This is a genomic window from Lentibacillus halophilus (assembly GCF_055395055.1).
This window is the reverse complement of record NZ_AP043750.1, coordinates 2,920,543-2,943,459: the sequence shown is the minus strand read 5'-3', so window position 1 is coordinate 2,943,459 and position 22,917 is coordinate 2,920,543. Positions and strand designations below refer to the sequence as shown.

General features: G+C 45.6%; 22 protein-coding genes. 19 read left to right on the top strand and 3 right to left on the bottom strand.

The genetic code is table 11. The annotated features are described in order from the left end of the window. Nucleotides 1–299: 299 nt before the first annotated feature. From ACZ5Q7_RS14500 to ACZ5Q7_RS14475, 6 genes are all read left to right on the top strand, one after another. Complete coding sequence (locus ACZ5Q7_RS14500; protein WP_464432953.1) at nt 300–1,160, top strand: ABC transporter substrate-binding protein; 861 nt, start codon at nt 300–302, stop codon at nt 1,158–1,160. Between the two features lie 129 nt (nt 1,161–1,289). Beyond that, on the top strand, nt 1,290–2,279 hold the full coding sequence (locus ACZ5Q7_RS14495; protein WP_343753903.1) for an ABC transporter permease: 990 nt from the start codon (nt 1,290–1,292) through the stop codon (nt 2,277–2,279). Next, a complete protein-coding gene (locus ACZ5Q7_RS14490; protein WP_343753901.1) occupies nt 2,280–3,074 on the top strand; it encodes an ABC transporter ATP-binding protein in 795 nt (264 codons plus the stop codon). Between the two features lie 164 nt (nt 3,075–3,238). Further along, nucleotides 3,239–4,018, top strand: a complete 780-nt coding sequence (fabI, locus tag ACZ5Q7_RS14485) for an enoyl-ACP reductase FabI (RefSeq protein ID WP_343753899.1) — start codon at nt 3,239–3,241, stop codon at nt 4,016–4,018. A 300-nt stretch (nt 4,019–4,318) separates the two neighbouring features. Further along, nucleotides 4,319–5,551, top strand: coding sequence for a CynX/NimT family MFS transporter (locus ACZ5Q7_RS14480; protein ID WP_343753897.1), 1,233 nt, complete (start codon nt 4,319–4,321; stop codon nt 5,549–5,551). Between the two features lie 88 nt (nt 5,552–5,639). Then, complete coding sequence (locus tag ACZ5Q7_RS14475) at nt 5,640–6,836, top strand: MFS transporter (RefSeq protein WP_343753895.1); 1,197 nt, start codon at nt 5,640–5,642, stop codon at nt 6,834–6,836. Between the two features lie 41 nt (nt 6,837–6,877). Here ACZ5Q7_RS14475 and ACZ5Q7_RS14470 read toward each other — a convergent pair whose 3' ends face one another. Next, a complete protein-coding gene (locus tag ACZ5Q7_RS14470; RefSeq protein ID WP_343753893.1) occupies nt 6,878–8,524 on the bottom strand; it encodes an SLC13 family permease in 1,647 nt (548 codons plus the stop codon). A gap of 257 nt (nt 8,525–8,781) precedes the next feature. Here ACZ5Q7_RS14470 and ACZ5Q7_RS14465 point away from each other — a divergent pair, with 257 nt between their 5' ends. From ACZ5Q7_RS14465 to ACZ5Q7_RS14455, 3 genes are all read left to right on the top strand, one after another. Beyond that, nucleotides 8,782–9,510 carry a Cof-type HAD-IIB family hydrolase gene (locus tag ACZ5Q7_RS14465; RefSeq protein ID WP_343753891.1) on the top strand — a complete coding sequence of 243 codons (729 nt, stop codon included), beginning with the start codon at nt 8,782–8,784 and terminating at the stop codon, nt 9,508–9,510. A 98-nt stretch (nt 9,511–9,608) separates the two neighbouring features. After that, nucleotides 9,609–9,797: a cold-shock protein gene (locus ACZ5Q7_RS14460; protein ID WP_343753889.1), complete on the top strand. Its 189-nt coding sequence runs from the start codon at nt 9,609–9,611 to the stop codon at nt 9,795–9,797. 235 nt (nt 9,798–10,032) lie between these two features. Continuing rightward, the gene (locus ACZ5Q7_RS14455; protein ID WP_343753887.1) at nt 10,033–10,932 is read left to right on the top strand and encodes a LysR family transcriptional regulator; all 900 of its coding nucleotides are present in this window, start codon (nt 10,033–10,035) and stop codon (nt 10,930–10,932) included. A gap of 63 nt (nt 10,933–10,995) precedes the next feature. On the opposite strand, the gene ACZ5Q7_RS14450 is transcribed toward ACZ5Q7_RS14455, so the two are convergent. After that, a complete protein-coding gene (locus ACZ5Q7_RS14450; RefSeq protein WP_343753885.1) occupies nt 10,996–11,235 on the bottom strand; it encodes a glutaredoxin family protein in 240 nt (79 codons plus the stop codon). Nucleotides 11,236–11,398: 163 nt separating this feature from the next. Here ACZ5Q7_RS14450 and ACZ5Q7_RS14445 point away from each other — a divergent pair, with 163 nt between their 5' ends. From ACZ5Q7_RS14445 to ACZ5Q7_RS14420, 6 genes are all read left to right on the top strand, one after another. After that, entirely contained in the window at nt 11,399–12,181 is a 783-nt protein-coding gene (locus tag ACZ5Q7_RS14445; protein WP_343753883.1) for a carbon-nitrogen family hydrolase, read from the top strand. A 253-nt stretch (nt 12,182–12,434) separates the two neighbouring features. Next, complete coding sequence (locus ACZ5Q7_RS14440) at nt 12,435–13,457, top strand: hypothetical protein (RefSeq protein WP_343753881.1); 1,023 nt, start codon at nt 12,435–12,437, stop codon at nt 13,455–13,457. A 148-nt stretch (nt 13,458–13,605) separates the two neighbouring features. Beyond that, nucleotides 13,606–14,064: an IDEAL domain-containing protein gene (locus ACZ5Q7_RS14435; RefSeq protein WP_343753879.1), complete on the top strand. Its 459-nt coding sequence runs from the start codon at nt 13,606–13,608 to the stop codon at nt 14,062–14,064. A 323-nt stretch (nt 14,065–14,387) separates the two neighbouring features. Beyond that, nucleotides 14,388–16,262, top strand: a complete 1,875-nt coding sequence (locus tag ACZ5Q7_RS14430) for an OPT family oligopeptide transporter (RefSeq protein ID WP_343753877.1) — start codon at nt 14,388–14,390, stop codon at nt 16,260–16,262. 146 nt (nt 16,263–16,408) lie between these two features. Continuing rightward, nucleotides 16,409–17,857: a hypothetical protein gene (locus tag ACZ5Q7_RS14425; protein ID WP_343753875.1), complete on the top strand. Its 1,449-nt coding sequence runs from the start codon at nt 16,409–16,411 to the stop codon at nt 17,855–17,857. Continuing rightward, entirely contained in the window at nt 17,854–18,261 is a 408-nt protein-coding gene (locus ACZ5Q7_RS14420) for a zinc ribbon domain-containing protein (RefSeq protein ID WP_343753872.1), read from the top strand. The genes ACZ5Q7_RS14425 and ACZ5Q7_RS14420 overlap by 4 nt, the downstream gene beginning before the upstream one ends. Before the next feature lie 46 nt (nt 18,262–18,307). Here ACZ5Q7_RS14420 and ACZ5Q7_RS14415 read toward each other — a convergent pair whose 3' ends face one another. Continuing rightward, on the bottom strand, nt 18,308–20,332 hold the full coding sequence (locus ACZ5Q7_RS14415; protein WP_343753870.1) for a penicillin-binding transpeptidase domain-containing protein: 2,025 nt from the start codon (nt 20,330–20,332) through the stop codon (nt 18,308–18,310). A gap of 151 nt (nt 20,333–20,483) precedes the next feature. On the opposite strand from ACZ5Q7_RS14415, the gene ACZ5Q7_RS14410 reads away from it, so the two are divergent. From ACZ5Q7_RS14410 to ACZ5Q7_RS14395, 4 genes are all read left to right on the top strand, one after another. Next, nucleotides 20,484–21,005: an RNA polymerase sigma factor gene (locus tag ACZ5Q7_RS14410; protein ID WP_343753868.1), complete on the top strand. Its 522-nt coding sequence runs from the start codon at nt 20,484–20,486 to the stop codon at nt 21,003–21,005. After that, on the top strand, nt 20,998–22,038 hold the full coding sequence (locus tag ACZ5Q7_RS14405; RefSeq protein ID WP_343753866.1) for an anti sigma factor C-terminal domain-containing protein: 1,041 nt from the start codon (nt 20,998–21,000) through the stop codon (nt 22,036–22,038). The genes ACZ5Q7_RS14410 and ACZ5Q7_RS14405 overlap by 8 nt, the downstream gene beginning before the upstream one ends. 10 nt (nt 22,039–22,048) lie before the next feature. Further along, complete coding sequence (locus ACZ5Q7_RS14400) at nt 22,049–22,534, top strand: VanZ family protein (protein ID WP_343753864.1); 486 nt, start codon at nt 22,049–22,051, stop codon at nt 22,532–22,534. A gap of 119 nt (nt 22,535–22,653) precedes the next feature. Further along, complete coding sequence (locus ACZ5Q7_RS14395; protein WP_343753862.1) at nt 22,654–22,800, top strand: hypothetical protein; 147 nt, start codon at nt 22,654–22,656, stop codon at nt 22,798–22,800. Nucleotides 22,801–22,917: the final 117 nt, after the last annotated feature.

Below are 22,917 nucleotides of genomic sequence, written 5' to 3'. Positions count from 1 at the left end.
CCATTTCCGGCAATGGTTGTTAAACGTTTATTTCCATTTCACAAAATAACGGAAACATCTTGACTCTTCCACACCCTATGATATAATTTCATCATTCATAGCAAATGTATAAAAAATCTGACATTATCATTGGGGGGGAGAACGTGATGAAAAAAGGCTTATTATTGATCGTTGCACTCATTAGCTTCATGATCATGACTGCATGCGGTGGCGGCAATGAAAATAGTGATGCAGACGATTCAGATGATGCAAAGGCGTGAGGTGAGGAGACAACATATTCCATTGGTGCGACACAAATAGTGGAGCATCCGTCGCTTGATGAGGCGTATCAAGGGTTTAAGGATGCGCTTGCCGATGCGGATATGAATGTGACCTATGATCTGCAGAGTGCGCAAGGGGATAAGAACAATGTCACACCCATCGCAGAAAATTTTGTGGCTGATCAGGTGGATTTGATTTTTGCCAATTCGACACCAAGTGCTCTTGGCGCGGTACAGACCACCGAAGACATTCCTATTGTCTTTACATCGGTGACGGATGCGGTGGATGCCGGGTTGGTTGACTCCATGGAACAACCGGGTGGAAACGCTACCGGTGTTGTGGATCTGCATCCGGATGCCATCAAAAATACGGTCACGTTTATTGCTGATCAATTTGATGATGCGAAAGTCGGTTTAATTTACAATGCAGGGGAGCAAAATTCTGTCAGACAAATTGAATCGGTGAAAAGCGCAGCTGAAGGAACCAATTTGTCTTTTGCGGAACGGACTGTTGCTAATTCCGCTGAGGTGCAGCAGGCAGCACAGACGCTTGTAGGCAAAGTGGACGTCTTTTATATCATTACCGATAATACGGTTGTTTCTGCTTTGGACAGTGTGGTAGGTGTGGCGAATGAACAGGATATCCCCATGATTGTAGGGGAACCGGATTCCCTGAAAAATGGCGGATTTGCCACTTATGGAATTGACTACGAAACAATCGGATACCGGACGGGAGAAATGGCTGTAGAAATTCTGAAAGGGAACAAAGAACCAAAGGACATATCCGTTGAATATCCAAAAGAAATGCAACTGATGATTAATAAGAAGGCAGCTGAGAAACAAGGCGTTGAATGGAACGATGATTGGGACGACAATGCAAAAATAATAAACGATGAATAAGGCGTTGATCTTTCATGGTCATGATGCAGGCAGGTTTGGAATCTGCCTGCTTGATTGTACTTAAAATGTTAGCAAATAGATTATGACTATCATACATATAAGGCAAAAAGGCACGGGGGTATGGACATCATGTTTATTTCATTATTTGGGGCAGTGGAATCAGGCATTATTTATGCGATTATGGCTTTAGGCGTATATTTAACCTTCCGTGTGCTGGATTTTCCGGATCTGACCGTTGATGGAAGTTTTGTAACAGGGGCAGCTGTTGCTTCCATATCTATTATGAATGGGGTGCCGCCCATTTTAGCGACATTGTTTGCGGCCATCGGAGGATTTTTGGCCGGGTGTATCACCGGATCCCTGCATGCCAAAGGGAATATTAATTCGTTGTTGTCCGGTATTTTAATGATGATTGCTCTTTATTCTATCAATTTACGTATCATGGGGCAGCCAACATTATCGTTATTACAGGAGTCAACTGTCTTTAAACAGCTGGAGTCGATTTGGGCTGCAACCGGGATAGATGGATTCCTGAATGGCATGTTGACCTCTGTCGGTTTGGAGCAATTGCCGTCAACATGGAGCATTTTGTTCGTTATGATTGTCATCACGATGTTGATCAAGTTGGTGACCGATTATTACTTGAAAACAGAGGTTGGGCTGGCCCTGCGTGCGACAGGTGATAATAAACGTATGATCCGCAGCCTGTCAGCTAATACCGATGCACTCATCATAACAGGGGTGGGTATCTCCAACGCCCTTGTTGCTTTGTCAGGCGGTCTAATTGCACAACATGGCGGTTTTGCCGATGTCGGAATGGGGATCGGTATGATCATTATTGGATTGGCCTCTGTCATTATCGGTGAAGCGTTATTTGGAACCAAAACGATTGTCTGGACAACGTTTGCTGTCATAGGTGGTGCCGTTGTTTACCGGATTGTCGTAACCATGGCCTTACGGGTGGAATTTCTGGAAACGGGCGATATGAAGCTGATCACGGCATTGTTGGTCATTGCCGCTCTGGTGGCACCAAAAGTTATGAAAGCACGCAAAGAGAATAAACGCCGCAGACGCAAACGCGCAGAACTGAAAGAAACAAAGGCAAAAGGGGTTGTGTAAATGCTTCAGCTAAACGACATATCCGTTACATTTCATGAAGGGACCCCGGATGAAAAAGAGGCATTAAAGCACATTAATCTCGTGTTGGAAAAAGGGGATTTTGTCACCGTTATTGGCAGTAATGGAGCAGGGAAATCGACGCTTATGAATGCCGTAGCCGGTCATATTATCCCGGATGTTGGCGATGTAGTGATTAATGAGCGACAAGTAGCCCACTTGCCGGAATACAAGCGGTCCAAATGGATTGGACGTGTGTTTCAGGATCCGATGGCCGGTACAGCACCGTCCATGACCATTGAAGAAAACCTGGCGATGGCGTATGCGCGCAACAAAACACGAAAACTCAAACCCGGTGTCAGCAAAAAAAGGAAAGCGATCTTCCGGGATTATTTGCAGACTCTGCATCTCGGATTGGAAGATCGTCTTAATGCCAAAGTGGGCTTGCTTTCCGGTGGGGAGCGTCAGGCATTATCGTTGCTGATGGCGACGTTTACCGAACCGGATATTTTGATGCTGGATGAACACACAGCCGCGTTGGATCCATCGCGGGCCCGGTTAATTACAGAGATTACGGAAGATATTGTGAAAAAATTTGATTTAACAACATTAATGGTGACCCACAACATGCAGCAGGCACTTGATTTGGGGAATCGATTGATCATGATGGACAAAGGGCAAATCATTTTGGATTTACCTCAACAAGAAAAGGAAAAATTAACCATTGAACAATTGCTGGAAGAATTTCAACGCATCCGCGGCGAGCAATTTGAAAATGACCGGGCGATATTGGGATAATTTCAGATTAAAAGACTCTATCGCAGTGAGACGACAACGGACTCATTTCCTGAAACTATCCAACCTTAATGGCCTGGCTATCCCCGGCCTAGTTTTGCGCGATTTCACACTTGGGCTTCATTGTGCTACATTATGGATATCACCCGTGAATAGGAGGTACATACATGCATTCGTTATTACAAGATAAAACTATTGTCGTGATGGGCGTTGCGAACAATCGGAGCATTGCATGGGGGATTACAAAATCGCTTCATAATGCCGGGGCGAATCTCATCTTTACATATAGGCAGGAGCGTTCCAAACAAAAGCTGGAAAAGTTGCTCGCTAAAGAGGGCATTGATCCAAAAATGGTCGTAGCCTGTGACGTGGAGGATGATGAGAGCATCCAACATGCGTTCCGGGAAATCGGTGATTATGCCGGCACCATTCATGGGCTTGTCCATTCCGTTGCATTTGCCAACACGGACGAGCTTCAGGGTGAGTATGCGGATACATCCCGTGATGGGTACTTAACTGCGCAAAATATTAGCGCGTATTCGCTTGTTGCGGTAACCCGTGAGGCAAGAAAGCTGATGACCGAGGGTGGTGGCATTGTTACGCAGACATACCTTGGTGCAGAGCGAGTTGTTCCGAACTACAATGTGATGGGAGTGGCTAAAGCCGCACTGGAGTCCAGTGTTCGTTATTTGGCGGAAGATGTCGGCAAGGATGGCGTCCGTGTTAACGCCGTATCGGCTGGTCCGATTCGTACCCTTTCCGCTAAAGGGGTTGCTGGCTTTAATGAAAAGGTGTCAGCGATCGAGGAGAAAGCACCACTTCGGCGTCCGGTTGATCAAGATCAGGTCGGGGATGCGACGGCGTTCTTATTAAGCGATTTGGCGCGAGGCGTGACTGGCGAAGTGCTGCACGTCGATTCGGGATTCCATATCATGGCTGGATCCTGATGAAAACATTCCATATACTGGGCGACGAAACCCGCATAAAGCAGACATCTGATAAAAGGTGTCTGCTTTTTTTATGAGCGAATACTGTACAACGGGTAACATGTTCTGATGAAATATTCACAAAAACGACATACTTTCAAATGAACTGTTACAAACACTTATCTTTTTGGATGACGTTCGTTATGCTATAGTGGATAAAGAATTTGGCCGAATTTCAGCAAGAGTGTTAAGCATTTAATTTTGTGTATATACGGTTGGTTTGCTATGAAATTGCGGCGTTGATGGGAAGGATTTTCAAACATGACAAATCATTATTCAACGCGACAACTCTATCAATGGTTACTTGTGGCTGGAATTATTATTGTGGCATTCAATTTGCGGCCTGCGATTACATCGGTTGGTCCGGTGATTGGTATTATCCGTGATGATGTTGGTCTGTCCAACTGGAGTGCCGGAATGCTGACGAGCTTGCCTTTGGTTGCTTTCGCTTTAGTGTCACCAATTGCGCCGAGACTTGGCAATCGTTTTACCAATGAACGCATGTTGATCGCGGGGTGTCTGCTACTAATATTTGGAATAAGTATACGCTCGGTATCCATTATGCTTGTTCTCTTCGCTGGAACATTATTTGTCGGCATGGGAATCGCGGTTCTGAATGTTCTTCTTCCTGGTGTGATTAAAGAAAAATTTCCACGAAAGGTTGGGCTGATGACGAGCGTGTATTCGACGTCAATGGGGACGTTTGCCGCTGCCGCTTCCGGTCTGAGCATTCCATTGGCGGAAGGGCTCGATATCGGCTGGCAATTAGCACTTCTTGTGTGGGGATTACCGGCCGTTTTGGGCATTTTCATCTGGGCCTATTTGTCAAAAAGTGATAATGATACCGATGATGGCGACATAACATACCCTGACGTGCATGACAATCGAATGTGGAAATCGCCGCTTGCCTGGCAGGTTGCCTGTTTTATGGGATTGCAGTCATTCATATTTTATGTCACGATTTCATGGCTCCCGGAAATTTTGCACGATAATGGCATGTCGATCGCCACGGCTGGTTGGATGCTTTCCATTGCCCAATTTGTTGGATTGCCTGCCAGTTTTATCGTTCCAGTTGTTGCCGACAAAATGAAATCACAGCGTATTCTTGTTCTAATATTGGGAGTGTTTGCACTCAGTGGGTACAGTGGCTTATTGCTCGGGCATTCATTTATAGCGATGGTTATCAGCACCATTTTTGTCGGCGTTACGTTGAGTGGAACGTTTGCATTGGCCCTCACCTTTTTGGGAATGCGTGCGAATAACGCAAAGCATGCATCGGAGTTATCCGGGATGGCGCAGTCGGTCGGATATACACTGGCTGCGGTCGGCCCGATGTTTATTGGATTTTTATATGATGTCAATCATACGTGGACGGTACCGCTCATGACATTGATCGGTGTGGTACTAATGGTTATGACGTTCGGTATGGGTGCCGGCCGTGATCGTTACGTATTGGATACGGAAATGGCTCAGACTGAAGAAACACTGACGTGATATGACAATGATTGGGTGCAATAGAGCAAATAAATGCCAACCGGTTTTACCCGGTATGGAAAACTGATTATTATTGGATGTGAAACAAATGCGACAGCAGGATCAATCAACGATATATGTTCCGTTTTGGCGAATCACCATCAGTTTGGCACTGGCATCGTTCTTCGTATTTGCCGGTTTGTATGCCGTACAACCGTTGTTCCCGGTTTTTGTAAAAACATTCGGTGTGTCGGTATCTACGTCGGGATTGTCGCTATCGTTGACGGTTGTCGGTTTGATAATCGGGCTGATTTTACTCGGTTTTTTATCGGATCGCAATGGGCGAACGATGTTTATTAAGTGGTCACTGGCGGGATCTGCCATTCCCTTTCTTGTCATACCATTATTTGATTCGTTCATCGTTTTATTAGCGCTGCGAATGCTGCAGGGGTTGGCGTTAGCCGGACTTCCAGCGGCTGCTTTGGCCTATTTAAATGAAGAAATTGATAAAAAGCGTGTGCATGTGGCCACGGCTCTTTACATATCCAGTAATGCACTCGGAGGTATGGTTGGCCGGGTGTTGACTGGTTACATAACCGATCATTATTCATGGCAAATGGCGTTTTACGTGTTGGCTGCACTCGGTATTGTCATTCTTGCTGCGGTTATCATCATGCTTCCGAAGTCGCGTTTTTTCGAACCGAGCAACGATTCGTTCAAACGTGATTTAACAGCGTTTGCCTACCATTTGAAAAATCCGGCATTGCTTCTGATTTTTGGTCTTGGGATCGTACTGCAATTGTCATTCACCGGAATGTGGACGTATATCCCGTTTTATCTTGAAGCACCGCCATTTTCCCTGCCGTTGGACGTTATTTCATATACGTTTCTCGCGTACGGGTTAGGTGTGATTGGTTCCCCTATTGCTGGCTGGTTGGCTGCGCATTTCGGGTTGCGGCGCGTAAGGCTTGCCGGGGTTGTGGTCATGGCAGCCGGAATGCTGCTGACATTGGTCTCTTCCTTAAGCATGATTGCTATTGGCTTGTGTGTGACCTGTCTCGGCTTCTTCACCGCACACTCCCTGACCGCCTCATCGGTCGGAGAGGAAGTCTCGCACCATAAGGGCAGTGCTTCCAGTCTGTATCTTGTTTCCTATTATATCGGTGTCTCCCTGGGCAGTTCGGTACTCAGCCCGTTGTGGCACCGTTTCGGTTGGACGGGACTGATGGTTATCATCATGTGTATACCGGTTTTGTACGTTTTGTTCATTCGCATGGTGCAATATAAAAAAAGAAAAGCCGCATGATGGCTCTCCTTCAGGAAGGACGTTTGCCATCGCGGCTTTTTTTATTGGTTTTTGAGCATTTCCGGTACATGATTCAAATTAATGTCCCACGCAATCGGGAGCCAGAAATAAACAGCTAAACCAACCAGCAAAATACCGAGGATATTCAGGGCAACCCCGGTTTTGGCCATATCCGGTATCCGTAAATATCCCGAACCGAATACAACAGCATTGGGCGGTGTTGCCACCGGAAGCATGAAGGCGCATGATGCCGCAACTCCCGCTGCAATCATCGCCGCATAGGGATGGATGCCGAGTGCGATCGCCAGGGACGCCATAATCGGATACATCATATTGGCTGTAGCCGTGTTGGACGTAATTTCTGTTAAGAAAATGACCATACCGGCAACGACGAGCAAGACGATAAATAGATTCATATTTTCGAGAACCGTTAGTTGACTGCCAATCCATTCCGATAGTCCCGATTGGCTGAACCCGCTCGCTATAGCAAGTCCGCCACCGAACAAAAGCAAAATTCCCCACGGAAGCTTAACAGCTGTATTCCAGTCCAGTAAGCGATCATTCTTATTGTTTTTCGATGGAATCATAAATAGAATGATAGCGGCCGTCATTGCAATAATGGCATCATTAATATTGTCATTGAGTTTCGCTAAAACGAATGAACGACTGATCCACGACAGGGCAGCCAGACCAAAAACTGTCAATACTAGTTTTTCTTCATATGATGCTCGGCCCAAATCGTCTTTTTCCTTTTGAATGACTTCTTTTCCGCCGGGAAGTTCGTTGAATTTTAAAGGATAAGCTATTTTCACCAGATAGAACCAGACGATAAATATGAATAGCCAAGCAATAGGTACGCCAAACAACATCCATTTGGCAAAGGATAGTTCGATGCCGTATAATTTATCGATCGTTCCTGCGAGAGCCGTGTTTGGTGGTGTCCCAATCAATGTGGCGATACCACCGATCGATGCGGAATAGGCGATAGCGAGCATTAACGCTTTTCCGAAGCCGAAGTTCTCTGGCGATGTGTCAATGGACTCATCGTCTTTCAGCTGATCGGATACTTGATAGATAATAGCCAGCCCAATCGGTACCATCATCATAGCGGTAGCTGTGTTGGAAATCCACATGGACAAAAAGCCGGTGGCCACCATAAATCCGAGAATGATTCGTTCGGTATTGGTTCCAATCAAAGTAATGATGGTCAACGCAATCCGGCGATGAAGATTCCATTTTTCCATGGCCAGTGCTATCATAAAACCGCCCATAAACAGGAAAATGGTATCGTCCCCATAGGAGGATGTTGTCGTATCTACATCCAATCCACCTGTGAGCGGAAACAATATAATCGGAAGAAGCGATGTCACCGGAATGGGAACAGCTTCCGTCATCCACCAGACGGCGATCCAGAGGGTACTGGCAAGGATAGCCCGTGCGTCTGCTCCAAGTCCTTCAGGGTGGAAAAATAGAATGGTAGCTATAAAAAGTATAGGACCTAATAATAAGCCGATGAGCTGTGCTGGTTTGTAAGAACGGTTGTTATTCCCGCCTCCGTTGCCTGTTGTGTCGTTGGGATGGGTGTTTTCCGACCCCATTTTGGCGTCATTAGGTCGCGCAAAAAATCGCAGAAGTTCTTTCGCTTGGTCATGCTTGTCCCACAACCAACTCCATGCTGCTGTCATCATGTGTGATTCCCCCTTCACGTCAATAAAAAAGAATAATACCAAGATGCAATCGTTATCATACGATGCATTTTTATTATAGTGGTAAAAGAAGGGAAAAGCAATGCGCTTTGGATGAAAGACAAAACAGCGTTACGAAAAGGGAGAAATATGGTATGATAGTTATATTGTTATAAATAGTCTGCTAAGTTGGCCTTACAGATACATTTACATGTAACGGTATGGGCAGGGGAATAATAAAACGAAAGGCGTCGGACAAAATGGATGTGAAATTAATTGCATTGGATATGGATGGAACATTATTAACGAAGGATGAAACCATTTCGGAATTAAACCGAAAGCGTATTGCAGAGGCGCTTGCCAACGATGTCCGCGTCGTTCTCTGTACAGGACGATGGTATGAATCCTGCTTGTCGTATGCTCAGTTATTGCAACTGGATTCGTATTTAATCACGTGCAATGGTGGTGAGATTCAGACGGTTGATAACAACTTAATCGAGCGGCACTTACTTCAGCCGGAACGGGTCCGTATGATGTGGGAATTATGCAACTGGCTTGATGTTAATACGTGGATGGTATCGACCGATAATCTATGGCAGGAAGAAGGGGCGACTGACTTTTCAAAACATGATTGGCTTAAGTTTGGTTGCGATTCCCTTGATACGGATAAATTGAACCACATTATTAGTGAACTTTCCCATTATGATGATCTGGAACTGACCAATTCATTGCCGACAAATATTGAAGTGAACCCGAAAGGCGTCAGTAAAGCAAGTGCGCTTGAACGGGTATGTCACGAACTAGGAATCACCATGCAACACGTTTTGGCCATGGGGGATAGTCTAAATGATATGAAGATGATCCAGGCTGCCGGCATAGGCGTGGCTGTGGGCAATGCTCAGAAAGCCATCCGTCAAGCCGCCGATTATGTTACCGACACGAATGAACAGGATGGTGTTGGCAAAGCCATCGAAACCTTTGTCCTGTAAATGAGAGGCAACTTGTGACGAATCGGACAAGCAAAATTTTACTATTCTTCTGCAAAAGCGTATAATGGTTCTAATAACCATGAAAGGAGATGCTGTTCATGTCATTTTCACGAGGCTCCAAGAAGGCAGCGCCGGAAGTGGATACCAATGTATGGGCATGTACCAATGACGAGTGCGCCGGTTGGATGAGAGAATCGTACAGTTTCCATGAAGAACCGGAATGCCCACTATGTCAATCTCCCATGAATAAAGAAATACGCACGCTTCCTGAATTGGCAGATGAATGAAATCAAAGCAACAACAATGAATTGATAAAGGCAAAGGATGCTGGATTGCGGGCATCCTATTCGCATGTATGGGCACTGATTATCCGGTGCCTTTTTTGTTTGGAGTTATATAAGACCCCAACGATTTTACGCAGTCTTTCCTCGGATGACATCCATGTATAAGCAGAAAAATTTCATAATAATCAGTATCGTGTACAATAGCAGGCAGACACTTATATGGGAAAGGATATAGACTATGGAGCTGAGGCAACTTGAATATTTCATGGCGGTGAGTAACGAATTGCATTTTTCACGGGCTGCTGACAAACTGAATATTTCCCAGCCAACACTCAGCCAACAAATTAAAATATTGGAAGGAGAAGTAGGGGTCCCACTGTTTGATCGAATAGGCAAAAAGATCGCCTTGACAGAAGCAGGGGAAATATTGCTGCATTATGGGGAGCGAGTCTTTTATGAAATAGAACAAGCTCAAGCTGCATTAAGAGATTTAAATGGATTACAGACAGGTAAACTCGCGGTTGGATCATTGTTGACGTGTGTCAGTTACTTATTGCCCTCCGCTATTGCCACATTCAAGCAACTGTATCCCAATGTTGAATTATCCGTATATGGATGGAAAGCTCGTGATATTAAAACGGGGCTGTTTGAAAATCATTTGGATCTGGGTATTTCATTCCTGCCGACGGACGAGGACGGGTTGACGTCCATTCCTTTGTACACAGAAGACCTTTCGCTCGCTGTCCCCGTTGATCATATGCTTGCAGCCAATACTGAGGTGGATTTGGAAACACTAAACCACTACCCGATTGTTCTGTTTCCTCCCGATTATTATTTGCGGCAGCTCATTGACAAGTATAGTTCGGAAATCGGCATGACGTTGAAACCAACGCTGGAGGTAACGACGCTCGATTCTCTTGTTCAAATGGTTTCAGAGGGGATCGGTGCCACCATTTTGCCTTCTTCTTATTTGGATCAGTTGACCCATGCCCGGATAACCAATGTTCGGTTGGTCAATCCAACCGTGGAGCAACAAATCGGGTTTTTGTATCGGGAAGATAAATTTATGTGTATGACGACTCGGGCGTTCATACAACAAGTCACGCAGATAAGTGAGACGTTTAAAACAATAAAATGAGAGCGTATCATTTCGATACCTCTCACTTTATATAGCATATGAATCATTAAAGTCATATGTCATTCATCCGTTTTTGACATCCTCAATACTTGCTCCGTAATTAATATGATAGGGCTGACCATCCAAAACGAGGGCCGGGACCGATTTCACTCCAGCAGATTCAGCCTCATTAATCCGTGAGGCGTTTTGGTTAAAGTCAACAACTTCTACATTCACTTTTGATTGATCCAAAAATCCGAGCATGTTCTTTTCTGCATCCTGACAAACCGGACACCCTGCATGATAAAATGTAGCCTTACTCATCTGGACTCCTCCTTGATCAATGATTTATATATATGGTAGAACACAATGAATGTATAATCAATTGGGAATTTTCTATCATTATCATAGGCTGTGACTATAACGAATGGCCATCATTAGGCTGATCATTTTTGTCATGATAATCTAATGGTAGGAGGTGAACATTGTGAAGAAAAAAGTGGCAATGGTTCAAATGGATGTAACATATGGTGACCCGAAAGTAAATTTTCATTTCGTCGGCAAATGGGTGATGGATGCTGTGCAATCGGGAGCAGACATCATTGTTTTGCCGGAGCTTTGGGACACAGGCTACGATTTGAAACGTTTTGATGAACTGGCCGATAAAGATTTGAAGGCGACCATTGAGTTTTTAAGTGACCTGGCCCAGCAGTACCATGTCGCGATCGTAGGTGGATCGGCAGCCGAATTGTCCGGTGAATCCATGAAAAATACGATGATCATCATAGATGAAGACGGAAACCTTGTCCATACGTACAGCAAGCTCCATCTATTCCAGCTGATGGATGAGCATGTGCATTTGACGGGTGGAGAAGATTATCCGGACTTTGAATTGGCAGAGACCGACTCAGCCGGCTTCATCTGCTATGACATCCGTTTTCCGGAATGGATGCGTAAGTCTGCCGTGAATGGGACAAAGGTCATGTATGTCGTCGCACAATGGCCAAAACAGCGCATAGATCATTGGCGCACCTTGCTGCAGGCTCGTGCTATTGAGAACCAGTGCTATGTTGTCGCATGTAACAGAGTGGGATCGGATCCGAAAAACGAATTCGGCGGACAATCCATGGTGATCGATCCGTGGGGTGACATCGTTACAGACGGCGGACCGAATGAAAAAATCGTCCTCGCCGACATCGACACGGCCAACGTTGATAACGTCCGGGACCAAATTCCCATTTTCCAGGACAGGAGAGCGGAATGGTATTGAATGTTGACGTGTGTGCATTGTTTTGATCATATAGATCTAAAAGTACTAGTTTGTTGAGGTTGCTATTCTAGTATTAAGAGCGTTTTGGCACCACCTCAGACGGTATAGAGACTGTTATGATCAATTCACAATCAAGTGATCTGCTAATAACATGATAATAGAGAATAAATAAAAATAAAATTGTACACATTTTGCCTTTTCTTCGCATATACTGTATAGGCGGTATCATTAATTATGGTAAGGATGTGTTCTGTTGTCTCCTTTACATTATTATGTCACTGGTAACACGGCGGGGGGCCTTGTCAATCATCTCGATGAAAACATACACGATATTGACCGTATCATCGCATTGCAGCATCCATCAAAATCGTTAAAAACAGCAGTGATTAAACATTTGTTTCATCATTACGACAATCGTTATTTAGAAGTGCTGCAAAGTTCATTTGCCAATACCTATCTGGATGGCATCATTATACGTGATCAATCATTAGCGTTTATTGACGAATCCATTGCAACAACCTATACGTCTGTGATTGACTTGACCCAAACATTCCCGCTGCCAGTAACAAATCAGCCGGATATAAACGAACTCATGCAGAAAGCGTATGACAGTTTTGCGGAAGGGCTTCATATTCATGATAACTTGGAGGCCATCTATATTAATCAAATGAATTTTTCTCGTGCTGATGCCTATATCGATCGTTTCATCAACGAGTTATTAATGGATGTGCCTGAAAAGCACCGGGAGCCACGGCGATACCACCGACTGTTCGGCACAAACACGGCAGATGGGGTGGTGAATGTCGTTCCGCACCTTATCGAAAACATACCCCATGTTTATTACATTAAAGGCCGTGCGGGAACGGGCAAATCGGTTTTCATGAAGAGAATTGCCAATGCCTGTCTTGATCATGGGTTGGATGTGGAGCTGTATTATTGCAGTTTTGATCCGGAGAGCATTGATATGGTGTTGGTGCGGGCGTTGGATTTTTGCATCTTTGACAGCACGGATCCGCATGAATTTTTTCCGGAACGTCACGGAGAAACGATCATTGACATGTATGAAAAGTTTGTCGCGCCGGGAACAGATGAGGCGTATGCAGATGAAATTCACGATGTATACGCGCAGTATAAATCCTGTATGAAACAAGGTATGCGTTATCTGGAGACGGCGGGAAGACGATGGCAGGCTTGGGAAAAGGCGTATATGCAAACCGTAAACGACAGTCATCTGAAATCGCATATCCAAACGATCGTACACTCCTTGCACAAATAAGTGGGGTCGTTTGTGCTGCTGACTTTGGTCAGTGGCATTTTTTACATATTTTTTTCTGAAAATATCACTTGTTATTTTCAAAATCGTATAGTATAATAAATTTACAGAAAAGTTAGAATTACTGTACGACTTCGGGGAGGGGTGGGGAATGCTAACGGTAAAAATGTTAAAACCTTATTATATTAAAACAGATGAGGCTAATGTCCGTGTGGTTTTGGCTTATCAGTATTTTGCGATTGTTATTAATCAGCAAGTTTACCAGTTTGTGCCCATTGAATCCGAGGAAATCCGAATGAACCGCCGAACCGGAAAGGTAGAAAATGTGGGTGCACGATTCACGTTTCAAAAAGGAAAAGAAATCATCTATTTAAATATGACGGACTTAACGGCGATGCCAGAATTTATGGCTCAGCTCCAATCAATTGTCAAACCGTATATGCTGAATCAACAGCAAGAGCAGAAACAGATAGAAGAACAAAAACAAATATCGTCCAATCAGTCAGCTGTGATTGAACAACTGGAACATGAAAATGTTAAACGGTTGATCGACAAAGCCCTTGATGAACGTGATAAGGAAACGTTTAACAGCTTGGTTAAGTTTCTTTAGCCGAACAAGGTACAGCCTGAAAAGGAGAGATTTCACTTCCGCGTCATGTGAAATCTCTCTTTTTTCTTGGATGGTTTCATGGTAAAATTAAAAGGTAAAAAAATGAGCTTTATTTATCATACAATGATCATTCAGTGAGAGAGCATGAATCTCACTGAATGACGTTTTACTTTATAAGCCAAATAAAAATGAAGGGCTATTCCTTACTATGATGCCATAGTAAGGGATTTCTATTTTCAGGGAATTTATGCTTTATTGTCAATTATTTTAATATTTGTATGAAAATAGGCTTCATTTTCAATAACTACAGGAAGGTGGTCACCATGACAAAACAAAATAAGGAGAAACAACCATTTCAGCCGTACGTTCCGGCATCAAAACATCCATCCGAGTTCACATGGGTGGCGATGATCATTGGTGCGTTATTGGTCCTCGTATTCGGTGCAGCCAATGCGTATTTGGGGCTGATTGTGGGGATGACGGTGTCCGCCTCGATTCCGGCCGCGGTTATTTCGATGGCTGTTCTCCGTATCATTCTGAAGCGGACGTCGATTCTGGAGAATAATATTGTCCAGACGATTACATCGACAGGGGAATCGCTCGCTGCCGGTGTTATTTTCACGTTGCCCGCACTGTTCATTTGGCAGCTGGAGCCCAGTTTGCTTACCATAGCCATTATTGCATTGGCCGGTGGTATATTGGGAGTTGTCCTGATGATTCCGCTCCGGCGTGCGTTGATTGTGCAAGAGCATGAAACGCTCCCGTATCCGGAAGGAACCGCTTGTGCCGAGGTTCTGCATGCCGGAGAAGAAGGCGGGAAAGGTGCAAAATTGGTAATGGGCGGCCTTGGTATCGGTGCGGTATTCAAAATGCTGACAGATGCGGTCAAAGCGTTTCCGTCATCGGTGGAATGGGAAATTTATAAATTTAAAAACGCCGCCATTGGAATGGATACACTTCCCGCCATGCTTGGTGTCGGCTATATTATCGGCCCGCGCATTGCCGGGATCATGTTCGCCGGTGGTGTCTTGGGCTGGCTTGGCATCATTCCATTGATTAGTTTTATTGGTGATGTGGCAACCACGCCGATTTATCCGGGCGAAAAACCTATAGCCGAAATGGGCTTTCACGATATATGGGATAATTATTTACGTTATATCGGTGCCGGGGCGGTTGCGTTTGGCGGTATTATGGGGCTGATTAAAACATTGCCGACGATCGCCTCGTCATTTGCTGGAGCTATTAAAGGGTTTTCCTCTGCTGGTGAAACAGAGGATCTGCGCACGGACCGTGATATTCCGATGACGCTGATTGTCGTTTTGACGGTGGTGTTTATGGGGATTCTATTATTTTACCCAGCGATTAATGTCGGTTTCGTTGGTGCGATTCTTTTGTTTATTTTTGGTTTCTTCTTTGTAACGGTATCGTCACGGATTGTCGGTATTGTCGGAAGTTCGTCCAACCCTGTTTCGGGTATGACGATCGGGGCACTGATTTTTATTTCACTTGTCCTGTCTGCCATTGGTCAAACGGGACAAGCAGGCGCGACGACTGCGATTATCATCGGTTCCGTCGTCTGTATTGCAGCGGCGATTGCCGGGGATACATCCCAGGACTTGAAAACGGGTTTCATCGTTGGTTCGACACCGAAATGGCAGCAAATAGCTCAGTTGTATGGTGTACTGATCACCAGTATCGTTATTGGTTTTATTCTTATTTTGCTTGATAATGTGCATGGATTCGGTTCAGAAGACTTACCCGCACCACAAGCCGTTCTCATGTCAATGATTGTGGACGGCATTATGAGTGGCGATTTGCCGTGGAGCCTGATCTTTATTGGAGCAGCGACGGCAGCGGCTGTTGAGCTTTTCGGCATTGGTTCTCTGCCGTTTGCTGTCGGCCTGTATTTGCCGATTCATACGACCGCACCAATTATGCTCGGCGGGTTTATCCGCGGTATTATTACGCGTCGTACGAAAAATGAGCAGGATCTTAAAGAGAAAACTGAACGCGGTATTTTGCTCGCATCCGGTTATATTGCCGGAGAGGCATTGATGGGTGTCTTTATAGCGCTGGCTATAACGTTCGGGGCGACATTCCCTGAAGAACCATACTTCGGACCGTTTGTTTCACTGGTCGCCATAGCGGCTGTTGCATGGTATCTGTATCGGGCATCCAACAAAAAACCATCAAAATAAGTCGTTGTACCATGAAGCCATCCCATTCTGCGGGGTGGCTTTTTCAATCAACAATAGTCATTATTTCCGGAATTTTTCCTTAGAAACACAACACCGTACCGACCGGATTTGATATGATGGAAAAAGAGATTATGGGAGGGTGTCCGTTGTACTGCAAAAAATGTGGCAAGACATACAATTCCTATCAATTATATTGCCCTCAGGATGGCTATCCGTTGCAAACGACGGGGGATGCGGATAAGGTACAATCCCGGAAATCAAAGCGTTGTCCGGAATGCAGGACGAATTCCGGTCATGAAGCGGCGATGTATTGCACTACGTGTGGCCGTTCGCTCGATACATATGAACGAGCTGGGTCCGCTCCGCAAACATCGTTCAATCCGACGCTTGGCCGGAAAGTATTACCGGGATTGCTAGTATCGACGGGCTTATTGTTCGTTATCAGTCAGTTCATCGTTTTCTATGTTTATCGGGTAACGCAGTCTGTCGGATATTTGCAAGTTCAACTTCCGGTAGACCGGCCGGTACTGGAGTCATTGAATTTTTTGGATGTATCGATGTTTGCCAATCTGACAGGGATCTCTCTTATATTGGAAAATGATGATTTCATGCAGCATATTTCGTATTTTTCCACCGGATTGGGATTTATGGCTGTGATCGCGGTAATCGCTCTCGTAACAGGCGGGTACGTCATAAAACATTGGCATCATGAGGTGACAGCATGGAAAGCGGCGGTGGTTTTCGCAGTCGGGTATGCGGCTTTGCTGGGGGTTATATCCCAGTCCAGTGGCATCTCCCACGTTACGGGTAACAGCCATTACGAGACGTCTCTCACGTTCTATTCAACCAATGCCCTCATTAATGGCGTCATATTAGGGTTTATTTTCAGTTATGCCGGCATGGGTTTGTGGGAGATGCGCCATCGTAAGCCCCGATTGTCTGACGGTGAGCGGGGGATTCGTTATGGTATTTTTACAGCAATGGCTGCGTATGTGCTGATGCTGCTCGTGACGGCATTGCTTCATACGCAATACAATCCGCAGTTGGAAACGGACGGCTCATCGAGTTCGGGCATGGGGTCATCTGTTTACAACAATATGTCGTTTATCGGGAAGATGGCTGGTTTGGCGATCCAACTTGCTACTGGAAATACGATTATTATCAAACGACCCGGACCTGCGCCGAAGACCTATTCCTTTTTGTCCGACGTCTCAGAGGAAGATAAGTCGGCGATTGGATTTGTCATTCCGCCTGATTTTTTTGCGTCTTCACATGTGTTTGTAATGATGGTCCTGGCTGTCTTTTTCATCGCTGCCGGCTTTTGGTTGGCAAAAGGGCACAACGGTTCGCTCCGGTTGGTGCTTGTCTATACGTTTGTCGTGGCAGGTATTATGACCTTTTTTGCCTTTTACACGTCGATGAATCAAGTGTTTCAATCCGGGGAAACCTTTCGTCGTTTTCTCGGGGATGAATCGGTGTTCATGGGGTTCAGATTGCTCCGAACATGTATCATCAGTTTACTCTATGTTGGTGTGACGGCGTCTATTGGTGTGCTTATAAGGAAACTGATTGAGAAAAAAGGTGGGGTACGATGAAGAAACCAACCAATACCAAACAACAAATAAATGACCTGACCTCGACCAAGTCCAAACGGCTGATTGAATTGGGACAGGAAGTGTATCTTGCTTACCGGCGCGGGGAGTCGATTGAGCCGATTGTTGAGGAAAAGGCCAGTGCTGTTCAGGAATTGGATACGAACATTTATGACTTGTTGAAAGAAGCGGGACAGAAAAAAGAGGAACCGGCTGAGTGTACCTGTGGTGCAATGCTTGCCAGGGAGGATGTGTTCTGTCCAGAGTGCGGGAAGGCGGTTAATGGGGAGGAAGAAGACGCGGAGGTGTTGACTGTATGCTGGTCATGCACCCATGAAGTACCGGCGGATGCCGCTTATTGCCCCGTATGCGGCGTCCAAATAGAAATAGGCCGCCCCGATCGTTAATTCGGGACAGCCTGTTGTATCACCGTGCTATGGAAAGGGTCGCATCTCATCGGATGGTTTTCAGAATGTCTGTAACTTTGTTGACGGTATAGCCGCTCGCCCCTTTATCCTGAGTGTCTTTGATCATCATGGCGATTAAGACATTCTGTTTATCAGCTGGGTAGCCAACAAACCATCCGTTTTCTGCGCCGTCTTCCTCACTGGTCCGTTTGAGTTCCGCGGTTCCGGTTTTCCCGGCAATCGGGAAGTCGGCTTTTTGCGCGCCGCCAGCGGTTCCTTTCGGGGAAGCAACGACTTTCCGGAGGGCCTTTTGGATAACGGATGCTTGTTTTTTATTCAGAAGGTTTTCCTTCCATATTTGATTTGTCTCCGTATCGGCGAGCAACGTGGGCTTTATCATATCGCCATTGTTCAAAAAGGGTGTATAGCTCAGCGCCAGATGCAGAGGGCTTATTTGAACTTCCCCTTGGCCGTAAGCCGTATTGGCGAGCAGTATTTCCTCATCAATGGACCCGCTTTGGGAAACAGTTGATTGTTCCATGGCATAGGGGAAAGGGATGTCTTCGCCAAATCCGAATTGTTCAAGCCCGTTAACAAATGTGTCTCCACCCATATCGACGGCTTTCATGGCAAAATAGATGTTGTCGGAGCGGATCAATGCATCCGTTACGTCAACCGGTCCCTGCGATTCAGAGACGCGCCGCACTTTATAATCGCCCCATCCCTCGCCGTTGCTCCACGTAAGTCCGTTAATCTCAATACCTTCTCCGGGAACAATGTTACCGTCAGCGAGGCCGACCGATGCTGTGATCGGCTTCATGGCTGAACCAGGTGAAAATGTTGCTGTAAATCGATTAATCAGCGGGCGTTGCGGGTCGTTCTGCAATTGGTCGTATGTTGATTGGGAGATACCGAATACCCACTTGTTTGGATCGAATGCCGGAGCACTCACGAGCGCCAGGGTTTCGCCGGTTTTTGGATGGATGGCGGCTGCTGTCCCTGCGTTATCGTCATACGATTCGTAGATGGTTTCCTGAATATCGGCGTCGATGGTTGTAACAACGTTTTTCCCGTTTTCCACTGGTTTTTCGGCAATGACGGTTTTGTCGTCGTCAGTGACGGCACGAATGGTCACGCCTTGTTTGCCTTTCAGCCGGTCCTCGTATAATTGTTCCAGACCGCGTTTTCCAATCATGTCATTTTTATCGTAAGCGTTATCGGAATCCATCTCGTCCAGTTCCTCGGCCGTTATTTGACCAATGTAGCCTGTCAGGTGTGCTGCAGCTTTGCCGAGCGGATACGCCCGTGTGGTGGTATCGTGCATTGAAATGGCTTCTATGTTGCGCAACGTGGCCAGCAGGTCCTTCTTCTCATTACGCACTGTCTTTAACGGTACGTGCATGTTCGGACCGACCCAGTCCTGGTTCAGCTTGTTGTTGATCATGTCAGTGGATAGATCGAGAACGTCGGCGATGGTTTGTTTCGTCTCTTCTGGCTGATCCCCAAGCTTTCCAGGGATAATACCGACATCGTTTGCCCTCACATTAAGCGCCAAAGGCAACCGATTGCGGTCCAAAATGTCCCCGCGCTCCGGTTCGGTTATATCGAGGCTGATATCACCGCCGTTTTTGATTTCCGGAAAAATAAACCCCGGATCCCATTTGACATACCAGTTTTCATTGTCATCCTCGCCTTCTTTGATAAGCGTTGCCTGGTAGTCAAAGCTAATCGGTCCGGCAATGGAATTCATTTCAACGGTGAACGGGAATTGCGCGGTTCCTTTGTCCATGGCTTGTTCCGTTTCCTTATCCGACAGGCCATCATAGGTGACATTCAAGTCGGTGATTTGCAAGTCTTTGTATATTTTTTGGTAGCGATCGACAAATGCTTCTGTTGAATACGTATCGGTGGCATTACTGGTCAGCATGTCGTACATCCTGGAAAATGTCTGTTCATTCCAGTGGTCCACGTATGTATCAAAACGTTCCTGCGGTGTTATTTCGTCATCGGAACAAGCAGCGGTAACAACTGTAAATAGAATCATAACGATAAAAGCAGCTGATTTTCTCATAACAATCCCCCACATTAGTGATTGGTTTCTCTTATTATAACATGCGACATACACAAAACCATGGCGGGACAAAAAGATAACAGGAAAAAAGAGATTATTGTAACAAATGGCGGTTTCAATCGTTATATAGGTGAAGGGGGTGGGGGCTGACTTGCAAAAACATACATTCTCGGCGCTGTTTGAACAGCACCAGCTCCCGCTTTATCGCTATTTGCTGCAGATGAGTCGCGACAAAGACGTAGCTGAAGAGCTGTTGCAGGAAACCTTTTATCGGGCGATGGTTTCTTTGAAGGTGAAGAACATGGTCCAGGCCAAAGCGTGGCTGTTTAAAGTCGCCCGAAATCTGTATATTGATCGGACGCGCAAGACAAAGTCCGAGAAGCGGATGGTGGAGCGTGTACAGACAGAACAGATGCACACCAGTAACCTGGGCAATCCCGATGAACACCTGGAACAAATGACGAAGCGGGACCGTATTGAGGAAGTCTTTCATCGCCTGCCGGAACGGATGCGCACGATTTTATATTTGCGGGAAATACAGGAATTCACATATAAAGAAGTGGCAAAGGCGATGAATTTGACAGATGGCCAAGTGAAGACAACATTGCACCGTGCCCGGAAGACATTTCGGTATTATGATCGGTTGCTGAAAGGTGGGGATTCTGATGAGTGATGATAATGGAAACGTGCTCAATGATTTAAAGGGGAATGATCAAAGCAAACTCGACAAAAAGCAAGCACGAAAAATGGTCTGGCGCACACGACTGTCGATTGGGTTCACGGTTATTAGGACATTGCTTCTTCTGTTTCTGCTTTATATTTTGTATATGATTCCGGTCAATATCTATTACGATATGTCCGGCAAGCAGGCGGGGTTTGAGCGGTCCGTGACAACGCTAGTGGAAACGCGATACCCAGGGGTGGAAGTAAGTCAGGAGGGGGGAATCGGTGCAGAAATCAATCCCTTGTTGACACAATCAGCTTCACTGAAGTTATACCGGAATGTCGGTGAGTGGGACGTCGTTCTCGGTGAAGTGGAGGCTAAAAAGCGATTGTTTGGTGACGTCCATGTTACAATGGACATCGACAGCAAGTATTTGAATGGCAATGATTTCAAAGATTTTGCTATTCCACCAAAACTGCTGGGACGCGATTATACGAACATCGAAACCGGCAACAAAGACATGTTAAAGAAACAACTCCAAAAAATTGATGACGGGCATGTCGCCCAAGTGCAGTTTTCTGTGAAAGAAGCGATGAAACCCAAAGCCTTATTGGAAAAACTACAAACCTATGATGTACGCACGTTCCGGATGCCGATTTACGGCGGCGAATTAACAGAATTTGACATTAATTACCACCGAGGTGGCCAAATAACGTTTGCCCAGTCATTGCTGTTGAAGCCGCAAACGGTTTATGATTCGAATAATCGGGTATCTTCATCGCGTAGTGCGCTTCACGAGGATACACTGAAAAAAACAGTGGACCGTTTTTACAAAAATATTGAATGGCTAATGGAGAACAGCAATTACAACGGTCGGGACATCGATCAAAAGCGGATCGATTATATTCGGGAGAATGGCATGCACGTATACGGGGCGGTTGTAACGGGTCCTATTCGTGAGATAGAAAAATTGATGAAGGAAGATGCATTCTATCAATTCCGGCTAGGTGGAATTGAGGTATGGAACTGGTATGAACGTTAGGGGAGTCTGAATGCGAAAATATGCTTACTGGCTGCTGCCGATGGTATGGATGGGTGTCATCTATTACGCATCGGCAACACCCTATAAAGATCAAGATGTGAAGCCGTTGATGGAACGGACAATGGATTTATCGTTTCTGACGCCGTTTATAGATTGGATATCGTTCACGTATCATCGTTCCGAAGTGAGTGTTGCGGCGTTGGGCGTCAATGGCTTTATCGAATTCTTTATGCGGAAGGGGGCCCATCTTGGTGTCTTCTTTATTTTGATGTGTCTCTTTTTTGTTGCGCTGCGCCGGACGAGCCATCTATCCTTCCGTGCTGTGCTCGTTGTATCGTTTTTTCTGACAACTGCATATGCTGGACTAGATGAATTTCACCAAAGCTTCACGAGCAACCGTACACCATATATCGGTGATGTGGTAATGGATATGACCGGTGCTTTTATAGCAGGGCTATGTCTACTTTTTTTTATACGAAAACGGAACAAAATATGATGGTCGTTACGAATGCTGTCGATAGATATAAAAAAATAGAGGATTAGCACGATGTTTTAACAGCATATAAGATTGTGTTGTGCTATAATTTTTTAAGGATAGGAAAAGGTGGTATCACAATGCCAGAACAGGAAAAATATAAACGTTTAATGGAGAAGGTCATACAAGAAACAGATAATGCAACGATTCAATCGGCGGAGGAAATGATTCAAACGCTAGTCTATGAATTGAGCAACGGAACTAATTCAGCAGTGGATCATTCCTGATCGCAAGTGCGCCTGATCCACAGATGGCGTTGGTCAAGGCGAGCAAACTGTTGGTTCCGGTGCAAACTGAGCCACCGATGTGCTACGTGATGGAAACGACTACAAAGGATTGATCCA

What these genes read in the sequence shown, in the direction of transcription:
- ACZ5Q7_RS14495 (WP_343753903.1), top strand. Translation starts at nt 1,290, where the DNA reads ATGTTTATTTCATTATTTGGGGCAGTGGAATCAGGCATTATTTATGCG.
- ACZ5Q7_RS14490 (WP_343753901.1), top strand. Translation starts at nt 2,280, where the DNA reads ATGCTTCAGCTAAACGACATATCCGTTACATTTCATGAAGGGACCCCG.
- fabI (WP_343753899.1), top strand. Translation starts at nt 3,239, where the DNA reads ATGCATTCGTTATTACAAGATAAAACTATTGTCGTGATGGGCGTTGCG.
- ACZ5Q7_RS14480 (WP_343753897.1), top strand. Translation starts at nt 4,319, where the DNA reads ATGACAAATCATTATTCAACGCGACAACTCTATCAATGGTTACTTGTG.
- ACZ5Q7_RS14475 (WP_343753895.1), top strand. Translation starts at nt 5,640, where the DNA reads ATGCGACAGCAGGATCAATCAACGATATATGTTCCGTTTTGGCGAATC.
- ACZ5Q7_RS14470 (WP_343753893.1), bottom strand. Translation starts at nt 8,524, where the DNA reads ATGATGACAGCAGCATGGAGTTGGTTGTGGGACAAGCATGACCAAGCG.
- ACZ5Q7_RS14465 (WP_343753891.1), top strand. Translation starts at nt 8,782, where the DNA reads ATGGATGTGAAATTAATTGCATTGGATATGGATGGAACATTATTAACG.
- ACZ5Q7_RS14460 (WP_343753889.1), top strand. Translation starts at nt 9,609, where the DNA reads ATGTCATTTTCACGAGGCTCCAAGAAGGCAGCGCCGGAAGTGGATACC.
- ACZ5Q7_RS14455 (WP_343753887.1), top strand. Translation starts at nt 10,033, where the DNA reads ATGGAGCTGAGGCAACTTGAATATTTCATGGCGGTGAGTAACGAATTG.
- ACZ5Q7_RS14450 (WP_343753885.1), bottom strand. Translation starts at nt 11,235, where the DNA reads ATGAGTAAGGCTACATTTTATCATGCAGGGTGTCCGGTTTGTCAGGAT.
- ACZ5Q7_RS14435 (WP_343753879.1), top strand. Translation starts at nt 13,606, where the DNA reads ATGCTAACGGTAAAAATGTTAAAACCTTATTATATTAAAACAGATGAG.
- ACZ5Q7_RS14430 (WP_343753877.1), top strand. Translation starts at nt 14,388, where the DNA reads ATGACAAAACAAAATAAGGAGAAACAACCATTTCAGCCGTACGTTCCG.
- ACZ5Q7_RS14420 (WP_343753872.1), top strand. Translation starts at nt 17,854, where the DNA reads ATGAAGAAACCAACCAATACCAAACAACAAATAAATGACCTGACCTCG.
- ACZ5Q7_RS14415 (WP_343753870.1), bottom strand. Translation starts at nt 20,332, where the DNA reads ATGAGAAAATCAGCTGCTTTTATCGTTATGATTCTATTTACAGTTGTT.
- ACZ5Q7_RS14405 (WP_343753866.1), top strand. Translation starts at nt 20,998, where the DNA reads ATGAGTGATGATAATGGAAACGTGCTCAATGATTTAAAGGGGAATGAT.
- ACZ5Q7_RS14400 (WP_343753864.1), top strand. Translation starts at nt 22,049, where the DNA reads ATGCGAAAATATGCTTACTGGCTGCTGCCGATGGTATGGATGGGTGTC.
- ACZ5Q7_RS14395 (WP_343753862.1), top strand. Translation starts at nt 22,654, where the DNA reads ATGCCAGAACAGGAAAAATATAAACGTTTAATGGAGAAGGTCATACAA.